This is a genomic window from Acetobacter sp. A11-2 (genome assembly GCF_040208445.1).
Taxonomy (GTDB): Bacteria; Pseudomonadota; Alphaproteobacteria; order Acetobacterales; family Acetobacteraceae; genus Acetobacter; species Acetobacter oryzoeni.
Genome location: NZ_CP157843.1, coordinates 773,138 through 785,292 on the forward strand (window position 1 = coordinate 773,138; position 12,155 = coordinate 785,292).

Consider the following 12,155-nt stretch of genomic DNA (forward strand, 5'->3'; position numbering starts at 1 on the left):
GTGAGATTTCCGCGTCGACATGCAAAAGCGGGCCAACTTTGCGTGTGGCCTCCTCTATATCGGTATCCCATTTCAGGGTTGTCCAATCCCAATTTGGGTTCTGGAAAGCTGCATATTTGAAGAGATCCAACGCAACAGGAAAGGCTTTGCCATCGGCAGAAAAGCCATCCTCGCTTCCTTTTGCGGGACCAGGAAAAATCACCTCATGCGTTTGCGGGTTTACCGGCCCCTGATAGATGTTTTTGGCAGCCTGAACTTCATTTGCCGTCAGGCAGGATGAGGTATCATTCCCTTTGCACAAAAGCTGATCTGGGGTGAATGTGCATTTATCTGGCTCATCCAAAAAGCCTTGTTTTTTGCCAACAGGTGAAGCGCAGGCGTTCATGACCGCCGTGTTTAACAGACGAAACTTATCGCGTGATACACGCAAGGCCGGATTGTGATAGCTCATCCAGCCCGCCCAGAGTTGCTCGGCATTAAAGTTCACAATCGGGTTGGGGGGCGCACCAGCAACAATACCATCGTAATCTTGCGGGTATCTCTTTGCTTCAATCAGTCCTTCAAGGCCACCAAGTGAACAGCCTATCCAGTAAGCATGGATGGCAGGTTTTTTATAAAATGCTTCAATGAGTGCTTTGGCCGTGGTGGTCATTAAATGATCAGCGCGGTAAGCGTAATCAATCAGTTTTTCTGGGTGGCCAAGTGTAAAGCGGCCACCTTGGCCTTCCGGGGTGGAGCTATCATGCCCGGTATCGGTGCTGGTTACGGCATAACCTTCTCCCACACCTGTTGCCATGCCGTAATACATAAGGGAGCCGGCCCAGCCAAAATTGCCAACGCCCAACAATTTACCATTCCAGCCTTTAAGGGGTAGCCAGACTTCCGTGCGGATATGTGAATCAGCAGAGGGGTGCAGGGTCATGGCCACACGGCAGAAAGCCGGGTTAGGGGCCTGTGTAGGGTGCCCCGCCACATTCATGCCCGGAGCAGACATAATGCGGCTAAGTTGATTTTGCGGCGGCTGCCACTTACCGGCTTGCACAATTTCCACAGTGGTAAATGTTGTATCTGGCAGAGCTTGATGCGCGAGTTCTGCGCAGCTTGTGGCATGGGCTATGTGCGGAAGCATGAGCGTTGCCAAGGTAGCTCCCGTTATACAAAGGGAAAAACGGCGGGGGAATGCCGTCAACAGTGCTGAAAGTGGGTGCGGATAAGGCATGAGAAAACCTGCAGAAAAGGTGACACAATAATAGGGTACCATGCGCCAGACAGCTTTTAAGCGGTACTCGCGTGGCGATTGATAACATTCTGGACGGGAATAGAGGAAAAAGGAAACCCTCTTGAGCCAAAAGTAAGGTCCATGCAGTGTTGATGATAAAAGAGAATGATATCTGACCCAAAGGGTAAAGCAGAAAACGTATGCGAAAAATTTTTGGTATAGTTGGTGGATTATTAAGTGTGGTGCCTGCAGTAGCACAAACTTCTGCGCCACAGGTGTTACCCGCTTTGGTGCGTGCGGATGAAACAGCAACGGCCCAGCAGACCCATGCTGTGGTTATTGCTGCGCAGTCTTTTCTGTCCACTTTAGATGCGCAGAAACGTGCAGCTGTAGAGTTGCCTTTTACTATACAGAAGTTTGCAACACTTGCGCGTTTTCGGCGGAGTGCTCCAAATCAGCCTGTGCAGCCCGTAACAGATGCGCAAGCACATCAACCAACAGTGCGAGGGCCGGGTATGGGGCCGCCGGGTGGTTTTGTTGGTGAACGTTATGGTGCATCAGTATGGTCTAACTTTCCGGTTAGTGATGTGCTGCGCCCCGGTTTGCAAATGGGGCAACTCACAGCCATTCAGCAGACTGCCGCGCTGCATTTATTGCAGACGGTTCTAAGCCCTAAAGGTTACCAGAAGGTTCTGGATATCATGGGGGCTGATCAGGCATTGGCCGATAGCGGAACGCCTTTTGCTTCAGGCAAGGCAGTTTACACCATAGCTATTTTTGGTGACCCATCAGAAACAAAGCCGTGGATGATCCAGTTTGGTGGGCATCACCTTGGTTTGAATATTGTTATTGATGGTGAGCATGGGGCAATGACACCTACCTTAACAGGTGCGCAGCCCGCTGTTTATACAGCCAATGGCAAAGTGGTACGTGTTCTGGCTGGGGAGAATGACCGTGCTTTTACGCTGCTGGATGCGCTGGATGCAAAGCAACGTCAGCAAGCCATTTTACCCTACAAAGTAGAAGATCTGGTGCAGGGGCCGGGCCATGATGGTGAAACCATTGTTCCCGAAGGTATAAAAGGCTCTGCGCTTACAGCCATTCAGAAAGAACTGCTTATGGCAGTGATTGGAGAATGGGCGGGTATTATTAATGATACCTATGCGGCACCTCGGCTAAAGGAGATTAGGGAAGGCCTGAACGATACATGGTTTGCCTGGAGCGGCCCAACAACACATGCGCCGGACCGCAATGGGTCATCCTATTATCGTATTCAGGGGCCACGTCTGCTAATTGAGTTTTCACCGCAAGGGGTAGGGGATGACCCAACCATGCATGTGCACACGGTGTATCGTGACCCCACCAATAATTACGGCAGCCGGTATACTGCGCAGTGAAACCAAAATTATCCTTCTTGCTTATGCTGGCAGGACTCACAGCTTTTGTGGTTCCGGCATGGGCGCATCGTCTGGATGAATATTTGCAGGCCACAGTTATTGATGTTTCGAGGCAAGAAATAGACGTTGTTTTGCGTCTTACGCCCGGAGTGGATGTAGCATCTCAAGTTCTGCGCCAAATTGATGCAAATGGAGATGGTAAACTTTCTGTTCATGAACAGCAGCAGTATGCTCACCATGCCGTAAGCCAGGTGTCTTTAATGCTGGATCATGCGTATCTTTCCCTCAAATTGAGAGACTATGTATTTCCGAGTGTTGAAGAACTACGTACAGGAAGTGGCACGATAAGCTTGCGCCTTAGGGTGCATGCTGTTCTTGAGCCTGGGAAACATCAGTTGAGATATAATAATCAGGGAGCAGGACCAGATACTGTTTATTTGGTAAATGTGCTGCTTCCGCATGATGCAGCCATTCATATACAGAGCCAAAAACGATCATTCAATCAGGCTGTTTATGATCTGGACTTTAGTGTTGATCATTAGGGCCTGTTAGATCTTGAATTTCTTCCCATATTGTAGGGATGGAAGAAGGGGACAGAACAGGCACCTTTACGGACGAGACATGGGCGATCTGGGAACCTCTGATTGAGGAGGTTCGCCCGAGGGGCAAGACGCCGCCACATGATCTGCGGCGGACGATAGCAGCGATTTTCTGACGTCATGAGAATGGCGCGAAATGGCGGAGTATCCCCGCTGAACTGGGTCCGTGGTGGCGGGCTGCGCAGCTTTTCATCCGCTGGGCGAAGCTCGGCGTATGGGAGCGGCTGCTCGCACTGGTTCAGGAACAACAGGGAGTGGCATTCGGAATGACTTTTCTGGATGGCACGAACATCAGGGCTCACCACAAAGCGGCGGGAGCCCAAAAAAAGGGGCCTCTTTCGAAGAGCGAGACCATCGTGAAGCACTTGGCCGCTCTCGCGGCGGCTATGGCACAAAAGTCTGCGTGATCGCTGATGGACATGGAAAAGCCTTCGGTTTTGCGCTGGCCCCTGGACAGGCTCATGAACTGCCTCTGGCACCAGCCATGCTCGACAGCCTTCCCGCCACTCCCCTGTGGGTAGTAGCGGACAAGGGCTACGCGTCGAACGCCATGCGTGAACGGATATGGGACATGGGAGCACGGCCAGCCATTCCCGCGAAACGACGCGATGGCCCGGTCGCCTGCCCCAAATGGGCCTATCGGTGTCGGCATCTCGTTGAGAACCTCTGGGCTCGCCTCAAGGAGTGGCGCGCTGTCGCAACCAGATATGAAAAAACAGCAACGTCGTTCCTCGCGGTCATCCACATCGCTGCCGCAGCAGACTGGATCAAGCCCTAACAGGCCCTAGGTGCTCTTTATAGAAAGGGATATCCTGCATTTTTAGGTGCAGAGCGCAAAATATCAGCAGGATATCCCAAGTGTTATAATGCTATATTAAAAGTCTACGCTTGCTCCACCCATAACCATAAAGGGTGCTGCAATAGAAAATGTGCTGCTTCCGCCTTTAATGCTGGTGCCATACATACCGGTAGTGGCCAGAGCATTTGCGGCGGTGCCATTTACGTAGCCCAAGTAATGTCTGTCTGTAATGTTACGCAGGTTCAGCTTGAGAGTTGGAGCCTTGAAAACCCCCATATCAGGAAAGCGATAGCCTACATTGATGTTCATGGTCAGATAGCCGGGAATGTGCTGATCATTCACAAAGGTTGAATACTGTTTGGCAACGTATTTCAGGCTGTATCCACCAAATAGATGCCCATCATCGTAATCAAGATTAAGGGCAAATTGATATTTGGGTGTCTGGGGCGCAAATTTGCCTTTACTAAAAACAAAATCTCCACCGCTGCCAGCTGCAACGTTACTATCTGTTCGTGCATTGATGTATTCGGCTGAGAAATACGGGCGGATGTGGTACAGAATAGGCCGTGTGCCAATTTCAAAATCAACACCATCGGCATGAGAATTCCCGCCATTAAAGCTGCGGCTATAATAGTTGCCGTTCGGCATAACAACAGTTTGCTGATAAAGACGGTTGGTGAAGTTGTAATGGAAATAAGAAACAGAGCTCATGATTGTTGGGCCCTGATACCGCCATCCGAATTCTTCCGAAATTGAGATTTCCGGCTTCATGTTCGCATTGGCGCGCGTAGAATACCCCACACCAGGCGTAAAAGTTCCTGAATCATACAGGGATGTATTCATCGGAATGCGGAAGTTTGTGGTGGAAGATGCAAAAAGCTGGTTTTCATTATTAATTTTGTAGCGGATAGAAGCGGCAGGCAAAGGCTGCTGCCAGGAACCGTTTATGTATGGGCCAGTGGATGTATCGGGCAGAAAGTTATGGCCTTGGCGGTTTACTACGGCATATTTCAGGCCGGCTTCCAAGTTAAGGCGGTTATTAAGTAGGGAAAGACTATCTACAATAAACATGGTGTGGATGCGCGTTTGTGTCAGCGTATCACGATACTGAGCAGTTACACCATTGGAAAGAATAAGGTTTTGCCCACCACCTAGCAGATCGTCCGGTTTGCCTGTCTCATTATCAACCAAGCTAAATGGACCGGTCTGAAGCTGCTTTGAATACTCAAACCAATACCCAACAGTTAGCCGGTTAATGCCTGTGTGCAAGGTCAGCTTGGTTACAGACCCCGGGCGGTAGGTTTGGGTATTGGACGGATTATATAGCAGCAGAGATTTGGTGTTGGAGGCATTATATGGACCAATAGAACCCGTAAGTGTTTCATTCCCATATTGCTGAGAGGTCAGGCTTTCACTGTAAGCGCCGCCACCATTGCCATTACCGTACCAAAAATAAGGTGTTTCCGTTAAGGTGAGGTTGTCTGTAAGCGTAAAGGTAGAAGGTGCGCTGGCATAAATGTTGGTGAACGGATTACGGTGCAGTTGGTAATAGTTTTTGCTGGGGTTTTTAGGGTCCCATTTTGATTCATAGGCGTTATGGATACCTTTTTGCTGCCATGTATCCATATACGTGGTGGGAAACAAAACGCCGGTAGACTGGTTGCCAACCAGAGAGAAGGAAACGATATTGCCTTGTCCCCATTCACTCATCCATTTTGTTTCACCGTGCATTTTGTTCTGCCCGCCTGGCCCACGCCAGGAATGTTCAGTTGCATCGGAAAATGAGACAAAGCCTTTTACATTTGTATTGCCAACGTATCCTGTGTCCAGCCGTCCGAAAATACGGCGTGCATTATAGTTGCCGTAAGAACCAACAATCTGGCCGCCCAGTTTATCCTTGGGGTTGCGCAGATACATGTTAACAGCGCCGCCCGTTGCATTAAGGTGAGGGCTATCCAGATCTGCAGAGCCCTGTTCTACATTAATCGTTCTTAAATTTTCTGGATCAACAATTTCTTGCGGATACACGGCATAGTTGCCGATATCGTTAATAGGAAAGCCTTCAAGTTCAAAACCAATCTGGTTTTCTGTCAGGCCTCGCATACTCATATGCCCACCCGAAAGCCCCATTGGGTCTGTGGATGTGGTGTTTACGCCGGGCAGAGATTCAATAAGCTGCATGGGGTTTAGGCCGGCAGCCTGCTTTGCAATATATTCCGCTGTAACAGTAGAGCGAGATTTAGGGGCATCTTCCTTAATCATAAGGCCGCCACCTACAGCACGATGGCGCCCACCATGTACTTCCAGTTTTTCTGCGGCCTGATCTGTTGGAGCTGTCGCGCCCATCATGGAAGGCAGTGTAACAGTAGCTTTTTTGGGCGCCGCTTTTGCGTGCTGAGATGCCTTTACTGTAGAGGTTTCTGCCTTGGCTGTAGGAATATTTGCTTCCCATGCATAGGGAATGGCAATTCCGACAAGCGTCGTGCATACGAGAGACTTTCGGAAGCAGGAAGGCATAGAAAGACCTTTTAGTGAATTGAAGACCAGTTGTTGAGAACAGGTCCGTTTCTAAATGGTATTGTTGTGGTTTGGGTGTGAAGGTTTTGTTATTTGTATTTTTAATATGTAATATAATATAAATATTTATATGTCATTATTTTGTAACATTATGTGTGATTGAAATTGTTCTTGTGCTTTGAAGCCTTACAAAAAATAAGGGCGTTTGCATGGCTGAATATGCAAACGCCCTAAGATATAAATTTCTATAGAAGAATGAACTATAACTTACTGTATCAGCCCCATTGCTGGGTCTGTAATGCTATGGTGCCCATTATCAACGTGTCCGGCAAAAACATAAGAAAACTCAGGTTCCTTAGGTGTTGTCAGCGTTAAATCATACCACATGCTGGAGTGTGCAAGAGATATTTCCTGCTTAATGCTGCCGTGAGCGGGAACGTGCAGAATATGCAAAGATGGATGTTCTGGCACATTGCAGTGAATTTCCAATGGCTCGTGACCCATATTTTTTAGGCAGAGAAGAATGCTTTCCTTGCCGGACGGCATATATTTACATTCAGCCAAAAGCTTTATGCCGTTCTTACGCCCGGTGAATTTGCGGTAGAAACCATTGGGAGCATGAACGGATACATTATAAATATTATTATCAGATAAACCACTATCAATATTAACAGCCATATTATCTCCGGCAGCTACAGCGTAGGTGCTGGAGCGCATGCCACCTTCTTGCCGTATGTTATGGCTATAAACATTAAAAGGTGCGCCAGATGAAAGATGTTTGTGTACTTTGGTACCCGCTTGCAAATGTAAGGTTATGGTTTGTCCATCTGCGTCTAGGCCGCCATCACAATACAGTTCGTAGGGTAGGGCGCAGGCAGGGCGTGTTCCTGGTTCCTGTTTTACATATTGCTGTATCTGCCTAGGATTATTTTTGATCTGCGTAATTTCTGTTTCTTCAAGAGATTTAAAGCCACTGGGCATAGGCCGGTAGCGTGCATCTTCAATAACTTCCAGATGCTTGTCTCTTTCAATAAACGGAAGCTGCGGGGCTGTGCCATCATAGGGGCGGAAGCAGGATGTCAGATCCCCACTAATGGCACGGCGCCATGGAGAAATATTTGTTTCGGTAATCTTTTTACCAAACTTACCTTCAATAAACTTTTCAAGAAACTGAAGAGTAGAGCTGTGCTCGAACAGTTGAGAATTAACCCATCCGCCACGGCTCCATGGAGATGCAATAACCATGGGAACCCGAAAGCCCAGACCAATAGGGCCGCTACGGGCCAATGCAGATGGCACGGCCATAACTTCTTCATCTTTGGCGTAAGTGTATTCCAGACCATCTGGCCCAATGCTGGTGGAAGATTTGCCAGTTTCCGGGCGCTTAGGGTCTGGTGCGGTGAAGGAGCAGCAATGGTCAAAGTAGCCGTCATTTTCATCATAAGTCATAATGAAAATGGTTTTTTTCCAGACTTCCGGGTTTTCTGTCAGAATATCCATAACTTCTGATACAAACCATGCGCCATACCAAGGTGAAGCTGGGTGATCAGAGAAATGTTCCGGCGCGGCTAACCACGAAACGGTGGGGAGTTGGCCATCCTTCACATCCTTACGGAATTGGTAAAGGATATCTCCTTTGGGGGCATCCATATGGCGCGTATTGGGGCCATCAGAAAATGTTAGTGTTTCAAGTGTTCTATAATTTTTGTCTGCTTTGTTGGTTACAAAAGCGCGTTCAAACAGGCTGCGTTCTGCCGGAGTAAGTTGTTCTACCGTTCTAGTAGCGGTATCACGGCGGCGTTTGAGAACCGCTAGCAAAGCATTGGCTTCAGCTAATTGTTCCTCACGTTTTTCCGAAACAAGTCTTTCTTCTGTCTGAAGTTTTTCAATATGTTTTGAACAGGCTTTTATGCGTTCATCTACCCATTCATGAAATCTGGGGTTTGCTGAAGTATTATATTTTTCAAAGCATTCTAAGATATTCAAGGCAAAGTTAGAAAGCCAAGCGCGCTCTTTTTCATCCAAGCCGCCAACCTGGTCTGTTTCATTTTGGTAGACTTTCCATGAAACGCCAATTTGTTCCAGTCTTTCAGGAAATGTTGTCCATGTTAGGCCAGATTTCAGAATTTCCGGGTTGCGCATGTAAACTGTGGAATCTGTGCTTTGTTTATCACGCACTGTACCGGTCCAGAACACCAGTCGGTTTGGGCAGGTGCTTGTCATCACACCGCAGTAATTTTGATCACAAACAGTAAAAGCATCTGCCAATGCGTAGTAAAACGGCAGGTCTTCGCGTGTATAATATCCCATGGTCATGGGGTAATGTTCGTATTTCTTGTAATGAGATTTTTTAACGTCCACCCACCGGTCATGGTGTCCGTTGTTCCACGCATCCACCTGGCTTTCACGCGAGTGGGGGATGGAACCCATCCATGTAATGCGTGTATCGTGGATGTTCAGGCGCCAAGGTACATAGGTTTGCCCTTCTGTGCTGGATTGCACAAATACCGGGTTGCCGTTGGGCTGCCGCATGGCTCGTGGGTCGTTAAACCCACGCACACCCTGTAATGTACCATATAAATGATCGAACGACCGGTTTTCCTGCATCAGAATGACAATATGTTCTGCATCCTGATATGTCGTTCCCGGATCGGGGGAAATGGCAAATGCCCTGCTGATGGCGGAAGGCAACATACCCGCCGAACCAGCAGCCCCGGAAAGGAACGCATATTTCAGAAAATTACGACGTGTCGTCATGTCTCGATCCTGTCAGATACGTAAAACGTCTAATGAGAGGGAATGGTATTTTCGTAATGGTCCCAGTGCGTCGCTATTTCTTTTACAACAACACTTCCAGCCCGGTACGCAGCATCCAGAGCAGGTAGAAACCCGGAAAAACCAGATTCTTCAGTTTCAGCCTTAAGCAAATTTGCTGCCGTTTGTCCCGGTGGGGGCATGTCAAAATTACTACCAGCACGCAAAACCAGAATACGGTTCATATCAACACGGCCAGCACGTGCTTGCAGGGAAAGAGCCTGCAGCATGCCAATTTCTTCTTCTGCCGTTGTTGCAAAAACGCCTTGGTTTTCGGTCCAATATTTTACCCAGCGTTCAGCCCACGCATTCATCCGCTTGCCAACCCAGAAGGTTTCAGATGCCAAGGTATCTCCCACCATGACCTGTGGAGGCATTTGCGCGTGTGGGTATCCCTTGTATCGGCGACGGTTGGCTTGCAGGGCAGGCGTATCTGTTAAGGGCAGTGAGCGCGTAAGTTGGTATGCCCATGCAACCAAATTGAGGTTAAGTGTATAAACCATATCACCCCACTGGGAATGTAGAGCGGGTAGGGGATGAATGTTGGGGCCAGCACCTTGAATGGGCACCAGTTCATCTTGCCAGTCTTTGGGCATTTCACGGGCATCAATCATATGGGCTAGGCCGCCATTCACGGCGTATCGCGCCCATACGGCAGATCCGGCGGAGCCAAAATTGGGGTTTATGCCGCCAATACCAGCCAGAATAAAATAGGCTTTGCGTAGGTCAAATCTTGGATCAAGCACAAGGCTGGTCATGGCAGAGGCCATATGTTCCGGGCCTTCTCCTGCGACTACACCCAGAACCTGAAGATTTGGATTATAGCGCATAACGCCATGATCTGTAGCGGGGGCAGAAATTTCTTGATTAAGGGGCAGTTTTTCTACCCAATTCTGAAATTCGCCCGGAGTATCGCCGGTATCCTGGCCGAGTTCAAAAGTGGTGACAACAACCACCCTAACCGGAATTTTCTGTTCCTCTGCTTTTGCAGGTAAAATCGTCCCCATAAAAGAAGCGAGGAGAGAAAACGTAATTCCGGCAGAAATTAAGGACCGGATGCCATTTTTGTTAGGAAAAGAGTTTTGCATTTTCAAAGTGCAGCCTTTGTTGGGATGGAACTTGCTGTTCCTTTTATAGTATCCCAATTTGGCAGCAGAAAATGCGTAGGGCAGTTATCTTGTTCCCACGGGCTGCTTGTAAAGGATGAGGCGTGAGGGAACTCACCAAGTTTTTCAGGCTTAAGCGTAAACCATAGTTGCGCTAAAACCATGCGCCCTGTTGAATCTTTGTTGCATTGAAACTGCAAGCCTTTTTCTAGCAAAGGCCCTGTATCGGTTTGTATAAGTGTTTGCAGTTCGGATTTGGAAATAACCTGTCCTGCTTTGGCCGTTATCTGGGTAGATGCTGGTAAAGCTGCAAACCTGTCGCGCAATGTGGCGGCTACAGTAAAAAATTGTTCGGCGTTCATGCCAAAGCAACTCGCATGTTTGGTGTATTCATGCGCGACCAGATCAGACGGAAGATGCGCCACAATGCTGGAAAGTCGTGTAGATAGGCCAGAACTTAAGGCTGGCACCGTGGGCATAGGGGCTGCATCCGCATAGATGCTACAACCTTTCTTCCACCAGATTGTCACATCCTGATGGTTTTTGATCAGATCAGATGGGCGAGAGGCCCACAAACCATGCAAACCGATAAGCGGCGTTTGAGGCTGGTCTGATTTGCATGTGTTTTGGCCGTGCAGAAGGCAAAATCCCGGCTGCCACGTAAGCGCCAGCGTATAATGCTTGAAATCTCCATGGCGCGGGGCCTGAATAGCGAGATGATCTGGTGCTTCAGAAGTGATTGGCAAGGAATGCTGTGCGCAACCTGCCAGTGCCAAAAGCAGCAGGAAAGGCAACGCAGGTAAGCGGCAACTCATGAATATCCAGATCCCGAAAACAGAAAATATAGATTATTAAAAAACGTCTTGCGCTGCTTGCTGCTCTACAGCGCACGCGTTTGCGTCTGGTTCTGTTTTTGCGTTACGCAAAGCAAGCAGTTCCTGGCGAACTTTTGCCATTTGCTGCGTAAATGCGGGTTGTTCCTGAAGAGCCACAAACATGGCGCTTCCGTTCATGTAGCCAGCTTGTACGTCGCTTTTCCAATGTACACCGCAGACAATACGGCTTTCACCAAATATACGGCCACGCTGCATGATCTGTGTTGCACGATCTGGCAGAGCGCTGGCAAGAATGGATGCCGTGAGCCATCCCCACGTTGTATGGCCAGAGGGATAGGCATAGCTGTTATCAAGCCCATCTGAATGTGCTGTGCAGATGTCTTTATTTGTTCCAACAAACGGCCTGCGCCGCTTCCAGAAGTCTTTTTCGTTTGAAACATCTTGCTCTACAGGTTGTGCGAGCGAGGTAAGAAGATTGACCATTGCGGGGAGTTTGGCCGGATCCAGCTCAAACCCAGCGGCGCATGAAAAATCTTTGATGACGTGGGATGGGTTAAGGTTGGCGTCATTCTGGGCCAATTTCCAGCGCGCTTTATCTTTCAACCCTCGTGTTTTTTCAAAAGCCCGCAAATCTGCCTGTTGCGCGGGTTCTTCAGCCTGTGGTGGTGGGGGCAAAAATGCGCGCCCATCAGGTAGGGTAAACTGTTGTGCCTGTGCGGTGTATCCAAAAAGGCTGCTCGCTAAGGAAAGGCTTGCGGCATAAAAAAAGGCGTTACGAAAACGCATAGTAACTTATTCCCACATCAATCGTCATACTGGCGCATAAGTTACCTGCATTTAACAGTTTAAACTGTGACGATTGCATGAA

At 48.6% G+C, this 12,155-nt stretch carries 7 protein-coding genes and 2 pseudogenes; 3 read left to right on the plus strand and 6 right to left on the minus strand.

Going from position 1 to position 12,155, the window contains the following annotated elements; translation table 11 throughout:
* Window position 1 precedes the first annotated feature (1 nt).
* Window positions 2–1,261: pseudogene (locus tag ABNV41_RS03715) on the minus strand (tannase/feruloyl esterase family alpha/beta hydrolase); the annotation flags it as partial.
* Between the two features lie 158 nt (window positions 1,262–1,419).
* On the opposite strand from ABNV41_RS03715, the gene ABNV41_RS03720 reads away from it, so the two are divergent.
* From ABNV41_RS03720 to ABNV41_RS03730, 3 genes and pseudogenes are all read left to right on the plus strand, one after another.
* Window positions 1,420–2,616, plus strand: coding sequence for a DUF3500 domain-containing protein (locus ABNV41_RS03720; RefSeq protein ID WP_050819998.1), 1,197 nt, complete (start codon window positions 1,420–1,422; stop codon window positions 2,614–2,616).
* A 23-nt stretch (window positions 2,617–2,639) separates the two neighbouring features.
* Window positions 2,640–3,158, plus strand: a complete 519-nt coding sequence (locus tag ABNV41_RS03725; RefSeq protein ID WP_050819997.1) for a hypothetical protein — start codon at window positions 2,640–2,642, stop codon at window positions 3,156–3,158.
* Between the two features lie 38 nt (window positions 3,159–3,196).
* Window positions 3,197–3,993: pseudogene (locus tag ABNV41_RS03730) on the plus strand (IS5 family transposase).
* Window positions 3,994–4,089: 96 nt separating this feature from the next.
* On the opposite strand, the gene ABNV41_RS03735 reads toward ABNV41_RS03730, so the two are convergent.
* The 5 genes from ABNV41_RS03735 to ABNV41_RS03755 form a co-directional block, all read right to left on the minus strand.
* The gene (locus tag ABNV41_RS03735; protein ID WP_349934997.1) at window positions 4,090–6,531 is read right to left on the minus strand and encodes a TonB-dependent receptor; all 2,442 of its coding nucleotides are present in this window, start codon (window positions 6,529–6,531) and stop codon (window positions 4,090–4,092) included.
* A gap of 267 nt (window positions 6,532–6,798) precedes the next feature.
* Window positions 6,799–9,288 (minus strand): phosphocholine-specific phospholipase C, encoded by a 2,490-nt coding sequence (locus ABNV41_RS03740; protein WP_349934998.1) that lies wholly within the window; start codon window positions 9,286–9,288, stop codon window positions 6,799–6,801.
* Between the two features lie 29 nt (window positions 9,289–9,317).
* The gene (locus ABNV41_RS03745; protein WP_080986811.1) at window positions 9,318–10,433 is read right to left on the minus strand and encodes a purine nucleoside permease; all 1,116 of its coding nucleotides are present in this window, start codon (window positions 10,431–10,433) and stop codon (window positions 9,318–9,320) included.
* Window positions 10,434–10,435: 2 nt separating this feature from the next.
* Window positions 10,436–11,266 carry a ribonuclease T2 family protein gene (locus ABNV41_RS03750; RefSeq protein ID WP_087652002.1) on the minus strand — a complete coding sequence of 277 codons (831 nt, stop codon included), beginning with the start codon at window positions 11,264–11,266 and terminating at the stop codon, window positions 10,436–10,438.
* A 36-nt stretch (window positions 11,267–11,302) separates the two neighbouring features.
* The gene (locus ABNV41_RS03755; protein ID WP_349934999.1) at window positions 11,303–12,073 is read right to left on the minus strand and encodes a phosphatase PAP2 family protein; all 771 of its coding nucleotides are present in this window, start codon (window positions 12,071–12,073) and stop codon (window positions 11,303–11,305) included.
* Window positions 12,074–12,155: the final 82 nt, after the last annotated feature.